The organism is Nocardioides sp., assembly GCF_029937575.1.
GTDB lineage: Bacteria > Actinomycetota > Actinomycetes > Propionibacteriales > Nocardioidaceae > Nocardioides.
Genome location: NZ_JAPYPS010000071.1, coordinates 3,036 through 19,244 on the forward strand (window position 1 = coordinate 3,036; position 16,209 = coordinate 19,244).

A 16,209-nucleotide genomic window follows, 5' to 3' on the forward strand; every position below is an offset into this window, starting at 1 on the left:
CGTGTGAGGAACCCCCGCCCTTCGGGCGGGGGTTCCCGCCATTTCCCGCCAGTTCGGGCCCTGGCGGGCCGACGGGGCCGGTGAAGCGCCCCTGCGGGCCCAACTCGCTCTAGGTTGGGATCATGAGTGGTGTGGAGCGTCGTGACCTGGACTTCGAGTCGGGCGGTGATCGGGTGGCTGCTTGGCACTACCCGCCTGTGGGGGTGGCCTCGGGGACGTGGGTGGTGATGGCGCACGGGTTCTCCTTGACGCGCCACGACGGGTTGGCGCCGTTCGCGGAGGCGTTTGCCGCGGCAGGGGCGGACGTGCTGGTCTTCGACCACCGGTTCCTCGGGGACTCCGGCGGGACGCCGCGGCAGCGGGTGCGGCTGGGGGAGCAGCGCGAGGACTGGCGACAGGCAGTTGATCACGTACGCGGCCACGGTGCTCGCCACGTGGTGCTGTGGGGCTTCTCGATGAGCGGTGGGCACGCGCTGCAGACGGCGTTGGCGGACCCGTCGATCGACGCCGTCCTTGCGCTGGCGCCCTTCCTCGACGGGTTGCGGAGGGCACTGTCGGGACGGCCCGCCACGACGGCTCGGATCGCTGGCCTCGCGGTGCGCGCGTTGGCCGGGTCCGAGGTCACCATCCCGGTGACCGCCGAGCCGGGACACCTGGGTGCCATGGCGCTCGAGGGTGAGGCCGCGGGCTTCTCCGCCGTGGTCCCGGAGGGGTCGCCGTGGCGCAACGAGGTGTCGCCCGCACTGTTCGCCTCGATCGTGACGCACCGGCCCTACCGGCAAGCGGGCGCGCTGTCGTGCCCGGTGTGGTTCGGGATCGGGGACCGCGACATCAGCGTGCACGGTCCGTCGATCGAGCGGGCCGCGCGCCTGGCGCCGGCGTCGAGCGTGGCGCACTACGCCGAGCACGACCACTGGACGCCGTTCCTGGGCGGGGCGCAGCACGCGATCGCGGCGGACCAGGTGGCCTTCCTGCAAGCGGTTCAGTTGCTCAGCTGAGCCGAGGTCCACCCTCACCCGGCGGAGTGGGGCGGACACTGAGAGAATGCGGGCATGACTTCACGCCCGGCAGCCACCGACGTCCTGGTGGTCGGTGCGGGACCGGCCGGTTCCGCGGCCGCGGCCTGGGCGGCGCGGGCCGGCCTCGACGTCGTGCTGGCCGATGCCGCGGTGTTCCCGCGCGACAAGACCTGCGGCGACGGTCTGACGCCACGCGCGGTCGAGGAGCTCACCCGGCTGGGGCTGGAGGACTGGCTGCGGGCCCACACCGTCAACCGGGGCCTGCGCGCCCACGGCTTCGGCCAGACGCTGCACCTGCGTTGGCCGGGCGGCTCCCTGCCCGACTGGGGAAGTGCGGTGGCTCGCACCGAGCTCGACGACCACCTGCGCGACACCGCCATCAAGAGCGGTGCCGCGGCCGTTGACGGCGCCCGAGCGATCGACGTACGACGCGACGGCGAGCGGGTTGCCGCGGTGCTCTTCCGCCAGGGCGAGGAGACCTTCGAGATCGCGTGCCGCCGCCTCGTGGTGGCCGACGGGGTCCGTTCGCCGCTCGGCAAGGTCCTGGGCCGCGAGTGGCACCGGGACACGGTCTACGGCGTCGCGGGCCGGTCCTACATCGCGTCCGAGCGCTCGGACGACCCCTGGATCAGCTCCCACCTCGAGCTCCGCGGTGAGGATGGCGAGATCCTCTCGGGCTACGGCTGGATCTTCCCCCTCGGTACCGGTGAGGTGAACGTCGGCGTCGGGACCCTCGCCACCGCCACGCGCCCGGCCAACATCGCGATCAAGCCCCTGATGTCCTTCTACGCCGACCAGCGCCGGGAGGAGTTCGCGCTCTCCGGCGACCTGAGGGCGCCCACGTCGGCGCTGCTGCCCATGGGCGGGGCGGTCAGCAACGTGGCCGGCCCCAACTGGGCGCTCATCGGCGACGCCGCGGGCTGCGTCAACCCGCTCAACGGTGAGGGCATCGACTACGGCCTCGAGACGGGCCGGATGCTGGTCGAGATGCTGGTCGAGCGGGGCGAGGACGGCCTGTTGGGCTCCGCCTGGCCGGCGCTGCTCCGTCGCCACTACGGCGAGTCGTTCTCGATCGCCCGTCGCCTGGCCGGTCTCGTGACGGTGCCCAAGCTGCTGCCTGCCCTGGGCCCGGTGGGCATGCGCTCGGACCTGCTGATGACCCTGGCGCTGCGCTGGATGGGCAACCTGGTCACCGAAGAGGACCGGGACCGCTCCGCGCGGGTGTGGCGCTGGGCGGGTCGTCGTTCGCTCGCCCGGGACCACCGACCGCCGTTCTCCTGATGCGCGACCTCGCGTGAAGCTCGCAGCGGCGCGCGAGCCGGTCTACCTGGGCGCGATCGCAGCCGGGAAGGTGGCCTTCGCCTCGATCGGTCTCACCGTCCGCTCCCGTGGCGCCGAGCACCTCCCGCGCTCAGGACCGGTGGTGCTCGCCAGCACCCACGTCTCCTTCCCGGACTTCCTGTTCGTGGGTGAGGCGCTGCTCCCCACCGGGAGGCTCGTGAGGTTCTTGAGTCGCGGTGACGTGTGGGGCAACCCGGCAGTGGGCCGGGCCATGGACGCGATGCGGCACGTGCCGGTCGACCGTGAGGCACCGGCGGCCGCCTACCTCCGGGCCCGGCACCTGCTGACCGACGACCAGGTCGTCTGCGTCTTCCCCGAGGCGGGCATCTCGGCGGCGTACGTCGTGCGCTCGCTGATGCCGGGTGCGGTGGCGCTGGCCCGCGAGACGGGCGCGCCGCTGCTCCCGGTCAACGTCTGGGGAGGCAACCGCCTCTGGGGCCAGAAGCGGTCGCTCGACGCACCCTTCCCGCGCCCCGTCATCACGCGGGGGCGCATGATCGACGTCCGGGTCGGGGAACCGATTCACGTCGCTGCCGACGCCGACCTGGTCGCCACGACCCGCCTGCTGGGGGAGCGGCTGCACGCCGTCCAGGAGGAGCTGCAGCGGCTGCCGGAGCATCGACCGAGACCCGGTGAGTACGCCCCCTGGTATCCCCGCCACCTGGGCGGTGACGCGCTCGACCGCACCGCCTCCTTCGGGCTGGACCGGATGCCGGGCAGTGCGGTGACCCCGACGTGGGGGCCGACTCAGTAGCGTTGGATAGCGTTGGGGGCATGGCTCAACAGGTGCAGCGGGTGGGGGCGTACGCCGTCATCGTCCGCGACGACCTGATCCTGCTCAGCCGGCTGGCGCCGAAGGTCTCGCGCCAGGAGCTCTGGACCCTTCCCGGTGGCGGTCTGGACCACGGTGAGGACCCCCGCGACGCCGTGGTCCGCGAGGTGCACGAGGAGACGGGGCTGTCGGTGACGATCGGCGAGACGGCTCGGACGTTCTCGCTGCACCTGCCCGACACCTGGCGCCGTGGGCGCCGCGTCGACGCCCACTCGTTGCGCATCGTCTACGACGGCTGGGTGCCGCTCGACTCCCCGGAGCCCCACGTGGTGGAGGTGGACGGCTCCACCATCGAGGCTGCCTGGCACCCCGTCGCGGCCGTCGTCGGCGGTTCGCTCCCCACCGTCTCCCTGGTCAGGGAAGCGCTGGTCGGGTACCGCCCGCACCCCTTCCAGCGAGTGGCGTCCTACGCGTTGGTCACCCGCGACGGTCCGGACCCGGCGGTGCTGCTGACCCGGATCTCGGCGCAGGGCTTCCACACCGGGCTCTGGTCGTTGCCGGGTGGGGGCGTCGAGCAGGGGGAGGCCCCCGTGGACGCTCTCGTGCGTGAGGTGCGCGAGGAGACCGGCCTGGACGCCGTCGTCGGCGAGCTCCTCACCGTGGGCGACGTGGCGGTGCACGGCACCGCCCCCTCCGGGCGCGACGAGGAGTTCCACTCCATCGGGATCGTCTACGCCGCGGCCGTGCCGAGCGGCTCCGAGGCGACGCTGGCCGAGCAGGACGGGACGACCGACGCCGTCGCCTGGGTGCCGCTGTCCCAGATCGAGGACGGCACGGTCGAGGTGCTCGACCTGGTCCGCGACGCCCTGGCCCGACGGCCTCAAGCCGATCAGCGGTTGTAGTAGCCGGCCGCCTGCTCGCAGAGGTTGCGCTGCGGGCGCTTGTCGTCGTTGCGCACGTAGTACGACGACAGCATGATCCAGCTGTCGTTGTCCTTGTTCTGCGCCTGCATCCGCAGGGTGCCGTTCTCAGGAAGTGGATAGGGCCCGAGCAGGCCGGTCTCCGCGTCGTACGGCAGGGAGGTCTCGACCCGCTGGTTCTCGACCAGCCCCTCGCCCTCGACGTCCTCGATGTAGAGCGAGGCGTTGGCGGAGTAGGGGTCGATCGAGACGGTGGGGTCCTGAGCCAGGTCGTGCGGGCACGTCATGGTCAGCCAGCCGATGCCGGGGATCTTGCCGGTCACCTGTGTCGGCGCGGTGTCGTCGTCGCCACGCCACGTCAGGGTGGTGCGAGCCTCGTCGGGGAACTGGGTGGTGAAGACGCCCTTGATCTTGCAGGAGCGGTACTTCTGGTCGTAGTCGAAGCCGTTCCAGTTCCACTTCAGCTCGAACGTGGTCACCGGGCGCAGCGGGTCGAGCGCGGTGCCGGACTGCTGGCGGCCGGGTCGCTGGCTGATGACCCCGTACATGTAGCCGTCCTGGGACCGGTTCTCGATGCCGGGCTCCTGGTTGAGCCCCTCGTGGGTGTAGAACCCGGTGCCGCCCTTGCCGTTGTCGTCGGCGTGCGCGTAGGTGTAGACGCGGGGCGTCTTGACCGACACGACGTAGCGGCTGTTCTTCGTCTCGTACTTCTGCAACCACATCTGGGTCTCGAGCGACCGGTCGGCGGTGTAGAGCCGGATCATCGTCTTGTTGGGCCGGCAGACCAGGTCGAGGTCACCGATGCCAGGGATCACCGCAGTCTTCTGGTAGGTCGGCTTCTTCTTGCGCGAGCCCTTCCACTTGACCTTGACCTTCTGGACCTGGGTGTTGTCGGTGCGCTTGCTCTTCCTGGCGGCGACCACGGGGCCCTTGGTCGGCGCGGCGGAGAGAGCCGAGCCGGACGCGGCCACGGCCGAGGCCCCCGAGGTCGCGGGCACCACGGACAGCACGGCCGAGGCCACCAACGCGACGCCGAGGAGCGCCGCGCGGCCCTTGGCCCGCGTCATCGATCCACTCACTGCTGCCCTCACCGGTCACTCACTGGGGAAACTGTCCCATCGCTAGCTCGCACGTGTTGCGCTGGCCCCTGGGGTCGTTGGTCTTCTGGTAGGAGGACAGGATGAACGGCACGGTCTTCTTGCCCTTGTCGACGTAGAACCTCATGATCCCGTTACTGGGGATCTTGATCGGGCCGATCTTGCCGGTCTCCCGGTCCCGTTTCAGGTTACGGGTGCGGACCTGATCCTCGACCCGGCCCTCGGCCTGGACGGTCTCGACGTAGACCTGGGTCCGGTTCTTCCTCGGGATGAAGCTGACCAGCTTGTTGCCTCGTCGACCGGGGTTGCAGCGCAGCTGCACGTGGCCGATCGCGGGCACCCGGGTCCGTTGGTAGGTGTTGCCCTGTGCGTCGGCGTCGCCGTGCCAGTTCAGGCCGAGACGCGGGCTGAAGGTGGTGACCAGCCTCATGTCGATCTTGCAGTAGCGGAAGCGCACGGGGTAGTCGAAGTCGTTCCAGTACCAGTTGACGTCGAACGTCGTCACCGGCTCGAGCGCGTCGTCGCCGACCGGGGTGTTGCGCGAGCCGCGCTGGCTGATGATGCCGTGCCCGTAGCCCTTGCCGTAGTTCTCCACACCGTTGACGCCGTTGCCCTGGTTGAGACCCTCGCGCTGGGGGTTGCCGGTGCCGCCGTCGCCGTTGTCACGAGCATGGGCGTACTTGTAGATGCGCACGGTCTTGACCGCCACGGCACGCCCGTAGCTCTTGTCCTCGTACTTGGCCATCCACAGCTGGGTTTCGTTGTCGCGCTGGCCAGCCCGCAGGCTGATGTGCACCTTCTTGGGCTGGCAGCGCAGCTCGAGGCGGCCGATTCCCGGGATCTTGGTACGACGGGTGTAGCGCTTCTTCTTGGTCTTGCCCTTCCACTCCAGGGTCAGGCGCTTGGTGCGGGTCCCTGGGGTGGCGCTGCTCGCGCGCATCGTCGGCTCGGCGCCAGGTCCGGCCAGCCGGCCTGCGTCGCCGGTCGGGTCGCCGTTCGCACCCACGGACTGCGCCGAGACGGCCGGAGCCCCGACCACCGCGAGAACGGTGGTCAGGGCGACGGCAGTGAGCAGGGCGACCGTGGATCGACGAGCCCGAGAGGCACGCGTCATCGCGCGGGGTTCTCCACGGGTGGCGGCGCCGTCTCGGGATCGCCTGCCATGGAGCCCTCCTGCACCTCGACGGGACCCCCGTCGACGGAGGCGAAGTTGGGGTAGTCCTTGGTGTCGATCCACGCGACCTGGGTCTGGATGTCCTTGCCGGGCAGCGAGATGGCCTGCTCGTTGTCGGCGAAGGTGCGCGAGTTCTGGAGGTAGAACTTCAGGTAGTCCGAGGTCTCCGGACGCTTCAGGGCCCGGGTCGTCGTGGTGATCAGCAGCTGCCGCGAGAGCGGATACTGGCCGTTGACGATGGTCTGCGGGCTCGGGAAGATGCAGTTCATCTGCCCGTCGCCGTCGGCCACCTCGATCTCGAAGGGGCGCAGCAGGTTCTCGTAGACCGCGTAGTAGCTCTGGCGGAAGATGCCGAGGCGACCGTTGGTCGCGTCGACACGGGCCTGGGCGGCCTTCAACGTCAGGTAGCGCTTGTTGAGCGGCGTGTAGATCGCGCGGATCCGGTTGACCTCGGTGACGGCCTCACCGCGGGCGGCGTAGGCCACGCGGACCCGCTCGTCGTCGGCGGCACGGGCGGCCGGCGTCCGCTCGTCGCGGATGCCCTTCTTCTGCTCGGCGACCGCGACCTTGACCTCGGCCCGGGTGTCGGCCAGCACGCGCAGGGCCTGCTGCAGCTGGAGGCGGAAGCGCTCACGGCGCGGCTCCACCTTGGGCAGGAACTTGGTGCGCAGCTGGTCGGTGGCTGATCCGACCACGAAGATCCGGGTGTCGTCCTCGTCCTGGAAGACGCGGTAGCTGCCCGCGAAGTTGCTCAGGCTGGGCTCGGGCGAGTTGAGGATGTACCGGCCGAAGAAGCGCAGCTCACCGGTGTCGATGTCCGGCCCACCGGTGCGTAGCGGGACGTCGTCGAAGTTGGTGCCGAGCTGCGACCAGTTGTTGACGGTGCTGCCGACGCGGAAGATCTCGTTGACCTGGTTGGTGTTGAGGCAGTCACCGCCCACGTCGGTCTCGTTCTTGATCGCCAGGACGAGAGCGTCGGCCGCGACCTGGAACTGGACGATGTCCAGTCCCTGGGCCTGGCACTGCTCCCACTCGGCGGGGGAGATCGGGCGGGCGGAGTCGACGAGGTCGATCTCGCCCACACACAGGCGCTGGAAGGCCCGGGACTCCCCGGTGAACGTCTGGTTGATCCGGTTGCCGCTCTCGGCGAGGTACGCCGAGTTGGCCCGCGGCGTGAGGGTGCCCTCGGCGCCGTCGATCCGGATCAGGCCGGGCTCGGGGTCGGGGAGCGTGCCCACGAGGACGGTGCCGTCCTCGGTCGTGACCGGTTCGTCGCCGTCGTTCGTGGCGGAGGCGTCGCCGGCCTCGCGGTCGCTCTCGTTGATCGAGGAGACACCCGAGTCCTGGTTGTCGCCGGCGGAGTCGCCGTCGTCGCTGCCGCAGGCAGCGAGCGTGAGCCCGGTGGCCAGCGTCAGCGCGGCGACGAGGGTGCGTCGAGCGTGGGTGTGGGTGCGCATCAGTTCGACACTCCTTGCGTGAGCACGGGCGCCTGGCCCTCGAGGTCGGTGGAGTCCACCGTCTCGTCGGCCGGCGGGTACTGGATCCGGTCGTCGCCGTCGAAGGCGACCACGTTGAAGTCCTCGAGCCCGATGCTGTTGAGCTCGTAGCCGCGCAGCAGCGGCGTGCGCTCGTTGTCCTCGATGCGCTCGAAGTAGAACGTCGGGACCGCGGCGCGGTCGACGACGATCGCGCCGTAGGTCTTGAGCGTCTCGATGAGGTAGCGGGCGTACTTCTGCTGGCGCGCTGTCCACTTGTAGGGGCGACCCGTGTCCTGGTCGACGGGGCGCTGGAGCTGGAAGTCGGACTTCAGGAAGATCCGAGCGCCCTCGGGCAGCGAGTTGACCGGGCCGTTGCCGTCGGTGGAGGACGCGGGCTGGATGAAGGAGCCGGCCGCGGCGCCGGGCACGCTGATCGCCAGCGCGTGGTTGACCTCGCCGCGCTCGAGCTCACCCGAGCGGATCAGGCCCCCGAACAGCGGCAGGCCGGAGCCGCGCGCGCTGACGACGTACGGCTTCTGGAAGCCGGGGCCGTTGAGGTCCCACTGCCGCATGAACTGGTAGCTGATCGAGCCGTCGTCCTCGCGGCGCGCACGCCACAGGTCGTAGGCCTTCTGGTCGTCGGTGTCGAAGACGGTGTACCAGCCGTCGTAGCGAGGGTCCGGGTCGACGTCGTCGGGGATGGTGAGGGTGATGTCCTCGGTGCCGTCGCCGCACTGGACCTGGCGGCAGCGCACGATCGTGGGGTCGCCGTCGGCGACGACGGGGCCGGTCCAGGCGCGGGTGTTGATGTAGGCACCCTCGTCGACGACCTCGCGGGCAGGGTTTCCGTTCAGGTCGACACCGACCTTGATCTTGGCCTGCTCCAGCAGTCCTTCCGAGCGGGGGTGGATCCCCCGCCCGGTGGCCAGCGTGTTCCAGGGAGAGAGCACGCTGAAGACGCTCTCCTGCGGCAGCAGGCGAGCGTTCTCGGTCACGCCGGTGACTCCGGCGCCCGGGACGGTGGTCGGCTCCGCGCTCGGAGCGTCGGTCGGCGACGCGGTGGCGCTGGGCGAGGCCTCGGGAGCATCCCCGTCGGCGGTGGTGTCACCGTCGTCGCTGCTGCCACAGCCGGCGACGATCAGGATCGAGGCGGCGGCCAGGAACGCGGCACCGCGACGGCGCCCACGGGTCTGGGTGAGTCGGTTCGTGTTCACGGTCATGACTTCCGAGTGGTGTCGGGAGACGCCGGCCCGGGGGCGATGGTCGTCTCGATGGACTCGGCGAAACGAGAGAACGTCTCGCCGATCTCGCTCAGCTGGTCGGTCTCGACCGGCGTCAGGTCCTCGCCGGCCCGCATCCGGGCCGCCGAGATGATGGCGTGCGCCTCGCGACGTGCGTGGAGTCGGATGAGCTCGGCATCGAGCTCGGCCTGGGCGGTCAACAGCTCGCACCGGCGCGCGGCCTCGAGCTCGACCGCCTCGAGGTGACGTTCGTTGGCCTCACCGATCGCCTGCATCGAGGCGATCACGGAGGCCGCCACGTCGGCCACGGACTGGTCGACGGCCAGCTCGTCGTCGGCGTCGAGGGCGTCGATGCCCCCCTGGTCGTGGCTCACGTGCGCCGGCGGCAGCAGGTCGTCGGCGTCGTCCCCGAGCAGGTCGTCGACGTCCTCGACTGGTCCGGCGGCCAGGGAGGCGGCCGAGGCGGCCTCCAGCTCGGATGCGGCCGCCTCCTCGGACTGACGACGCAGGCTGTCCGCGCGAGCCTCGGCACGAGCCGCGGCCTCCTCGGCAGCGGCCTCGGCGGCCGCCACCTCCTCGGCGATCTCGTCGAGGGAGGCGACGTCCTGGATCTGCAGACGCTCGCTGACCGGCGCAGCGGCGGGCTCCGGGGCCGGGGGAGCGACCGGCTCGGGCTTGGTACGGCGGAAGCGCGGGCGGGCTGCGGGCGCGGACTCGGTCTGCTCGACGGAGTCGACGGCGTCGTGGGTCTCCAGGTCGGCGACGCCGGTGGGAGCCGGCGCCTCGCTGTCCTGGTGGCCGGGCTCGGAGTCGACATGAGCATCGACGGCGTCCACGGGAGCCGCGACGTCCTGGTCGACCTGCTCGGTCACCGCCTGGGGCTCCTGGGGCTCCTGGGGCTCCTGGAGATCGTCGGAGCCGTCGGGCTCCTCGATCTCCTGCGCAACGGTCTCGCCGCGCGCCTCGGCGACCTCTCGGCGGATGCGGGCGGCCTCGGCCGCCAGCGCCTCGTCCACCTTGGCCGGCGGCAGGATCAGCGGTGCCGAGCGCTGCTCCGGCGCCTCGGCCGGTCCGTCGACGTCCGGCTCGATCTCGGCGTCGTGCTCACCGGCACTCCTGGTCAGCGACACGCTGCCGGCCGTGGCCTCGTCGGCCGAACGCTCCTCGGCGCCGAGCTGCGCCGAGAAGTCGACCTGACCCACCCGGTCGTCGTCGGACGACGAGGCGATGTCGTCGAGCGAGGGCGCCTCGCCGATCGAGGAGGGCTTCTGCTCGATCACGGGGAGGTCCCGGAATCGGTGTCGGTGCTCTCGTCCGCGTCGGACGTCAGGGGCGAACCCTCTTCGCCCTCGATGCCGTCGTAGCCGCCCTGCACGTCGGGGCTGCCCTCGGTCTCGCCGTCGGTGGAGGTGCTGCCCGAGCCCGTCGTGCCGGTCGAGGTGTCCGCGTCGGGGTCCAGGGTCAACTCGTCGTCCGAGATGACGCCGTCACCGTTCGCGTCGACGCCGGTGCGGACCGAGTCGTCGCCGAACTGGTAGCCGTTGGGCACCTGGACCAGGGTGTAGCGCCGGTTGGCGTAGACCGGCTCGAGCGAGCGGTCCCCGCCCGCGGCGGCCTCCGGGTACAAGGTGCTCAGCAGGTCGTTGCTCGTGTTGGTCGACAGCAGCATGTACTCGACGTGAGCGGCCGGGTTGCGGGCCGCGCGTCCCCACGGGCCGTCGGACTGGTCGACCCGGTCGAAGAACGTGCTCGGCGAGCCGGTCAGCAGGATGACGGCGTACGTCGAGGCGTTGTCGGTGAGGATCGAGTCCTGGTCGGTGATGTTGTCGCGGATGTAGTTGGCCATGTCGAGCTCGTTGTCGTAGCCGACGATCGACCCGTCGAGGGTGCGCGCACCCTCCTGGTTGTCACCGGTCGAGACGGCGTCGTGGAAGGCGCGCTCGAGGCTCTGCTGCTTGAAGTCGCTCATCGAGCTGAACGTCCACGGGATGCTGACGAGCAGACCGGCGGCCAGGGCCCCGGCGACGATGAAGCCGCTGGACATCGCCGAGCGGGCCAGCCAGATGGCGCCGACCACGGAGACGAGCAGGATCGGCAGCGCGTTGCTCATCAGCAGCGGCGAGTCGGTCACGCGCAGGGCGACCGCGAGGCCGGGAGCGAGCATCGAGACCGCCAGCATCAGTCCGAGCCACAGCGCGAAGCCGTTGCGCCGCGCGATGCCGGCGAAGATCAGCGCCGGGAGCACCACGATGGCGATCGGGGCGCCGTAGACGACCAGGTCGAAGGTGCCGCGCAGGATCTCGGTGAAGGAGAAGTCGTCCAGGCCGCCGGAGGAGGCCACGTCGCTGCTCTCGGTCACCCAGTTGAAGGGGTCGGAGAGCAGGATCAGGTTGAAGGCCGACCAGAGGGCGATGACGTAGACCGTCGGGGCTGCGAAGCCGACCGTGGTGCCCTCGACCTCGCGGCCGTCGGCGCCGAGACGAGCCAGGATGGCGGCCACCATGATCAGGCTGATCAGGAACCACACCAGCGAGCCGTAGCCGGTGAGCGCGGCGACCGAGTAGCTGAGTCCGGCGATCATCACGAACCGGATGTCGGCGGTGACGTACCAGGCGAACAGGGCGCCCAGGGCGGCGAGCACGAAGGCGAGCCACATGAAGTTGCGGGCACCGATCGAGGCGTACATGACCACGAGCGGGTTGAGGCCGAGCGTGGCCAGCACCGCCGCCCGCAGCGGGAAGACGATCTGGGCCCGGCGCATCATCGTGTTGAGGAACATCATCGTGAGGCCGGCGAAGATCGCCGAGACCACGGGGACGACGATCAAGGACCGGGCGAGCGCCGGGATCACCGTGAACGGCGTGACCAGGAGGATCGACAGCGGCGGGTAGTCGAAGCCGACCGAGGACAGCTTGGGCGGCTCGTTGTGGAAGATCATCAGGCTGCGGTCGAAGCGGTCGAGGGTCTCGAAGCCCACGACGTGCATCTGGACCACGAGCCAGTAGCCCACGATGGCGTAGAAGACGGTGAAGATCACGAAGACCGCGGTGCTCTCCCACCAGCGGCGCTCGATGTCAGCGGGACGGCGACCGACTGCCTGGACGATGCCCGAAAGCCGCTCCCGATTGCTGACGATCTTGGTAGTGGTGTCGGTCGTCATGCGGATCAGCCCTCGTCCAGACCGTGCTCGGTCTTTTCCCAGTAGAAGGGGTTGGTGAAGAGCTGGATGAAGCCCTTCCATGCGGCGTAGCTCATCAGGCCCCAGTAGAGCGGGGAGAGCATCGCCGTGCGGGTCAGCCCGAATTCACCGCGTTGCAGGCTCCCGGCCACGTTGAGGTAGATGAAGATGAAGTTGCCGACGAAGAGCATGAGGCTCGCGGCGTAGAAGACCAGGCTCGGGAAGATCGACTCGATGAAGCCCCACTGGGTGAGCACGTAGATCGTGGTCAGCGCCCAGAAGATGGGGTTCATCAGCAGGACGAAGGCAGAGCCCATCGTCAGGTTGAAGCTGACGAAGCCCTTGAAGCCGGTCTGGCGCAGCAGCTGGAGCGGGTGGCGCATGTGCACCAGCCACGTCTGGAAGTAGCCCTTGTTCCAGCGCGAGCGCTGGCGGATCCAGTTGCCGACGTTGGAGTTGGCCTCCTCCAGCGTCGTGGAGTCGATCATGGCGGTGCGGTAGCCCTCGCGGTGCAGCCGCATGCCGAGGTCGGCGTCCTCGGTGACGTTGAAGGGGTCCCAGGCGCCGAGCTCGCGCAGGGTCTGGGTCTTGAAGTGGTTGGACGTGCCGCCGAGCGGGATCGGCGACTCCGAGGCGCCCATGGCGGGCAGGATCAGCTCGAAGTGCATGGAGTACTCGTTGGCGAACCAGGAGGTCAGCATGTTCTGGTCCTGGTTGAAGTGGTTGAGCTTGCCCTGCATGCACACCACGTTGTCCGGCACGGCGTCGAAGGCGATGAGCGCCTTCTTCAGCTGGTCGGGGTCGGGCCGGTCCTCGGCGTCGAAGATGACGCAGAAAGCGCCGGTGGACAGCTGCAGGCCGTAGTTGCAGGCCTTGGGCTTGGTCTTCGGCTGGCTGTCCGGCACGACCACCAGGTGGAAGTGCGGCGGCAGCGCGAGCTCGCGGATCTTGTCGATCGTCTCGAGGTCGTCCTCCTCGCAGAGGAGCTTGACGTCCAGCCGGGTCCGCGGGTAGTCGAGGGCGTTGATGTCGCGCACCAGGCGCGGCACGATGCCGGCCTCCTTGTAGAGCGGCACCAGGATCGTGTAGATCGGCAGGTGGCGCTCGTCGAGGGCGGCGATCTCCTCGTCGGTGACGTCGGTCTCGAGGTGCGTGCCCAGGGCGCGCAGGGTGAGGCGGAACTTGTAGACCGAGACGACGAAGTAGACCGCGCTCGCGACGCCGACCAGTCCGATCGCCGTACCGACCGGCCAGATGACGGCGCAGATCACGATGATCACCGCGGCCATGATGAACACGGCCTTCTGGACCGGCGAGAAGACCACGTGGGCGGACTGCTCGGGGTAGTTCTCCATGAGGTACTGGGTGGAGACGTCGGCGTAGAAGCTGCTGTGGACCCGCTGGATCAGCTGGTCGAGGTCGGCGCGGTTGGCGAGGAGCTGGCGGATCGGCTGGCCGACGGCCTCCTCGACGTCGGCGGCGTCGTCGGCGCTCAGCGGACGCGCGACCGCGATGAGCAGCGTGTCGTCGCTCTCCGCGACGGGGATCGCCTGCAGCCGGCGCGCGAGCGGCTCGGGGAGCCGGCGCGAGATGTCGTAGTCGGGCTCGAAGTCGGCCAGACCGACGCGCTGCATCTGGTGCATCTCGGAGAGCGCCGCGACGAGCACGTCCTCGGAGATCGACTCGTGGGAGACGAGGATGTCGCCGAGCGGGTCGCCGGTGCGGGAGTACTCCAGCATCGCGCGCTGCAGCTGCTCGCTGGTGACCAGGCCGCTGCGGGTGAGCATCTGGGCCATCTGCATCCGGGCCCGGCGGGCCTCGGGAGTCTCGACCTCGGCCTCGACGGGCGGGTAGGCCTCGTTGATGACCTCGATGATCTCGTTGACCGTGTGCTTGACCAGGATGACGGGACGGTCGAGCCGCTCGGAGACGACGTGCTCGGTGATCGAGTCGTCGGCGTCCGCGGCGGCCACGAGGACGTGTCCCTCGTGGTAGCTGTACGGCATCACGCGGAAGGTGCGGCAGATGCCTTCCGGGATGGCGTGCGCCAGGCTCTCGTCGATGCCGTCCGACAGGCGCGGCAGCGAGCGGGTGATGGTCGTGGTCACTGGGTACCTGCTCCGAATCCGTGTGCCGCCGTGCCCGACGAGGCGACCGGGCCGGAGGACCGGGTCTTCTCGGAGCGCGGCCGCATGATCATGAAGGCCACGAAGGCCAGGCCGAGCAGGATGAGCGGCGCGATGAGGAACGCGAGGAACACGACGACGAAGATCGCCAGTGTCACCACGAGCCCGAGTGTGGCTGCGCCGACGGACTTGCCCGCCGGGCGCGACGCAGACGTCTGAACCGACATGTGTACATCCCCCCTGATGTCTCCCGCATCGCCCGGTCGATGTCTGTGGGCAGTGCTTGGAGCTGTCTTACGAGTAGTAAGTCATGGACGACATACACCGTTCAACAAGCAAGCGGTAACAATGCGTGTTAACCGTTTGTGGTGCATGCCTGCGCGTATTTCGGGCTCAGGTGCGCTTCGTCGCGCGCGGCCCTCGTTGTCGGTGACACGGGTGTGCGCTGCCCCATCAGGTGGATCCCGCCCAGTCTCCTACAGTGATCGGGTGAGCGAGACGGTTTTCACCTATTCAGCACCTTCTTTGAAGTTCGGGTCGGGGGCCTCGAGCGAGGTCGGCCACGACCTCGTCGGCCTGGTCGGGACGTCTGTGGCCCGCGGCGAGGGGCGTGTGCTCCTGATCACGGACGCGGGTGTGGCGGCCACCGGGCACCCCGAGCGGATCGCCGGCGAGATCTCCACGCACGGGCTGAGCGTCACGACGTACGACGGCGTCCGGGTCGAGCCGACCGACGCGTCGTTGGTCGAGGCCATCGAGTTCGCTCGCGCCGAGGGCCCCTTCCACGCCATCGTCGCGGTGGGTGGCGGCTCGGCGATCGACACCGCCAAGGCCGTCAACCTGCTCACCACCAACCCCGGCGAGCTGATGGACTACATCAACGCCCCGGTCGGCAAGGCACGCCCGCCGGTCGAGCCGCTGCTCCCGCTCGTCGCGATCCCCACCACGACCGGCACCGGGAGCGAGAGCACGACCATCTGCGTGCTCGACGTGCTGTCGCTGAAGGTCAAGACCGGCATCAGCCACGTGGCCCTGCGCCCCCGGCTGGCGGTCGTCGACCCGTCCTTGACCATGAGCCAGCCCGCGATGGTCACCGCCGCTGCCGGGATGGACATCCTGTGCCACGCCCTCGAGAGCTACACAGCGCGCTGGTTCGGCGACTTCGACGCCAAGCGGCCCGAGGAGCGGGTGCCCTACTGCGGAGCCAACCCCGTCGCCGACATGTGGTCGGAGAAGTCCCTCTCACTGCTGGCCGGATCGTTCCGCACCGCCGTGGGCGAGGGGTCCAGCGTCGAGGCCCGCGAGCAGATGGCCCTGGCGGCGACCTTCGCGGGCCTGGGGTTCGGGAACGCGGGCGTCCACATCCCGCACGCCGGCGCCTACCCGATCGCGGGACGGGTGCGGGACTACCGCCCTGTCGGCTATCCCGACGACGAAGCGATCGTCCCGCACGGGATGGCGGTGTCTCTCACGGCGCCGGAGGCGTTCCGCTTCACCTTCGACGCCTCGCCCGAGCGGCACCTGCACGCGGCGCGGCTGCTCGAGCCCGGCGTCGGGGGCGACGGCCCCGACGTGCTGCCCGGGGTGCTGGCCCGGCTGATGAGTGACATCGCGATCCCCAACGGACTGGCCGAGGTCGGCTTCGGCGAGCACGACGTCGACGATCTCGTCGAGGGTGCGCTCAAGCAGCAGCGACTGCTCGCGACCGCGCCCAAGGAGGTGACGCCGGACGACCTCGCCGGCGTGTTCCGGGGGTCGATGGAGCACTGGTGACCGTCGGGCGCCGACCCTCGTGACCCTCGTATGTGGCGTGGGTGGGGCCGCGCGTAGCCGACCTGCTCCTTCCGGGTTGGTCCTGGTGGT

General features: G+C 69.9%; 13 protein-coding genes. 5 read left to right on the top strand and 8 right to left on the bottom strand.

Features of this window, described 5'->3' with window-relative positions; genetic code table 11:
• Positions 1-122 precede the first annotated feature (122 nt).
• Genes Q1K33_RS17670 through Q1K33_RS17685 form a run of 4 tightly spaced genes read left to right on the top strand, consistent with a single transcriptional unit; the run spans position 123 to position 4,034 of the window.
• Complete coding sequence (locus Q1K33_RS17670; protein ID WP_300406061.1) at positions 123-998, top strand: alpha/beta hydrolase; 876 nt, start codon at positions 123-125, stop codon at positions 996-998.
• Between the two features lie 54 nt (positions 999-1,052).
• Positions 1,053-2,300, top strand: a complete 1,248-nt coding sequence (locus tag Q1K33_RS17675) for a geranylgeranyl reductase family protein (protein WP_300406062.1) — start codon at positions 1,053-1,055, stop codon at positions 2,298-2,300.
• A 13-nt stretch (positions 2,301-2,313) separates the two neighbouring features.
• Complete coding sequence (locus Q1K33_RS17680; protein WP_300406063.1) at positions 2,314-3,114, top strand: lysophospholipid acyltransferase family protein; 801 nt, start codon at positions 2,314-2,316, stop codon at positions 3,112-3,114.
• Between the two features lie 20 nt (positions 3,115-3,134).
• On the top strand, positions 3,135-4,034 hold the full coding sequence (locus Q1K33_RS17685) for an NUDIX domain-containing protein (RefSeq protein ID WP_300406064.1): 900 nt from the start codon (positions 3,135-3,137) through the stop codon (positions 4,032-4,034).
• On the opposite strand, the gene Q1K33_RS17690 is transcribed toward Q1K33_RS17685, so the two are convergent.
• Genes Q1K33_RS17690 through Q1K33_RS17725 form a run of 8 tightly spaced genes read right to left on the bottom strand, consistent with a single transcriptional unit; the run spans position 4,022 to position 14,573 of the window.
• Positions 4,022-5,119, bottom strand: a complete 1,098-nt coding sequence (locus Q1K33_RS17690; protein ID WP_300406065.1) for a hypothetical protein — start codon at positions 5,117-5,119, stop codon at positions 4,022-4,024. The two genes, Q1K33_RS17685 and Q1K33_RS17690, sit on opposite strands and share 13 nt — an antisense overlap.
• A 31-nt stretch (positions 5,120-5,150) precedes the next feature.
• Positions 5,151-6,263, bottom strand: a complete 1,113-nt coding sequence (locus Q1K33_RS17695) for a hypothetical protein (protein WP_300406066.1) — start codon at positions 6,261-6,263, stop codon at positions 5,151-5,153.
• Entirely contained in the window at positions 6,260-7,780 is a 1,521-nt protein-coding gene (locus tag Q1K33_RS17700; protein ID WP_300406067.1) for a substrate-binding domain-containing protein, read from the bottom strand. The genes Q1K33_RS17695 and Q1K33_RS17700 overlap by 4 nt, the downstream gene beginning before the upstream one ends.
• Positions 7,780-9,021: a hypothetical protein gene (locus Q1K33_RS17705; protein WP_300406068.1), complete on the bottom strand. Its 1,242-nt coding sequence runs from the start codon at positions 9,019-9,021 to the stop codon at positions 7,780-7,782. Before Q1K33_RS17705 ends, Q1K33_RS17700 begins: the two co-directional genes overlap by 1 nt.
• On the bottom strand, positions 9,018-10,322 hold the full coding sequence (locus Q1K33_RS17710) for a hypothetical protein (RefSeq protein WP_300406069.1): 1,305 nt from the start codon (positions 10,320-10,322) through the stop codon (positions 9,018-9,020). The genes Q1K33_RS17705 and Q1K33_RS17710 overlap by 4 nt, the downstream gene beginning before the upstream one ends.
• Positions 10,319-12,202, bottom strand: a complete 1,884-nt coding sequence (locus Q1K33_RS17715) for a hypothetical protein (RefSeq protein WP_300406070.1) — start codon at positions 12,200-12,202, stop codon at positions 10,319-10,321. The genes Q1K33_RS17710 and Q1K33_RS17715 overlap by 4 nt, the downstream gene beginning before the upstream one ends.
• 5 nt (positions 12,203-12,207) lie before the next feature.
• The gene (locus Q1K33_RS17720; protein ID WP_300406071.1) at positions 12,208-14,328 is read right to left on the bottom strand and encodes a glycosyltransferase; all 2,121 of its coding nucleotides are present in this window, start codon (positions 14,326-14,328) and stop codon (positions 12,208-12,210) included.
• Positions 14,325-14,573: a hypothetical protein gene (locus Q1K33_RS17725; RefSeq protein ID WP_300406072.1), complete on the bottom strand. Its 249-nt coding sequence runs from the start codon at positions 14,571-14,573 to the stop codon at positions 14,325-14,327. The genes Q1K33_RS17720 and Q1K33_RS17725 overlap by 4 nt, the downstream gene beginning before the upstream one ends.
• A gap of 262 nt (positions 14,574-14,835) precedes the next feature.
• On the opposite strand from Q1K33_RS17725, the gene Q1K33_RS17730 reads away from it, so the two are divergent.
• Entirely contained in the window at positions 14,836-16,119 is a 1,284-nt protein-coding gene (locus Q1K33_RS17730; protein ID WP_300406073.1) for a hydroxyacid-oxoacid transhydrogenase, read from the top strand.
• Positions 16,120-16,209: the final 90 nt, after the last annotated feature.

Coding starts and splice junctions, on each gene's coding strand:
- Q1K33_RS17670 (WP_300406061.1), top strand. CDS start 123: ATGAGTGGTGTGGAGCGTCGTGACCTGGACTTCGAGTCGGGCGGTGAT.
- Q1K33_RS17675 (WP_300406062.1), top strand. CDS start 1,053: ATGACTTCACGCCCGGCAGCCACCGACGTCCTGGTGGTCGGTGCGGGA.
- Q1K33_RS17685 (WP_300406064.1), top strand. CDS start 3,135: ATGGCTCAACAGGTGCAGCGGGTGGGGGCGTACGCCGTCATCGTCCGC.
- Q1K33_RS17690 (WP_300406065.1), bottom strand. CDS start 5,119: ATGACGCGGGCCAAGGGCCGCGCGGCGCTCCTCGGCGTCGCGTTGGTG.
- Q1K33_RS17695 (WP_300406066.1), bottom strand. CDS start 6,263: ATGACGCGTGCCTCTCGGGCTCGTCGATCCACGGTCGCCCTGCTCACT.
- Q1K33_RS17700 (WP_300406067.1), bottom strand. CDS start 7,780: ATGCGCACCCACACCCACGCTCGACGCACCCTCGTCGCCGCGCTGACG.
- Q1K33_RS17705 (WP_300406068.1), bottom strand. CDS start 9,021: ATGACCGTGAACACGAACCGACTCACCCAGACCCGTGGGCGCCGTCGC.
- Q1K33_RS17715 (WP_300406070.1), bottom strand. CDS start 12,202: ATGACGACCGACACCACTACCAAGATCGTCAGCAATCGGGAGCGGCTT.
- Q1K33_RS17725 (WP_300406072.1), bottom strand. CDS start 14,573: ATGTCGGTTCAGACGTCTGCGTCGCGCCCGGCGGGCAAGTCCGTCGGC.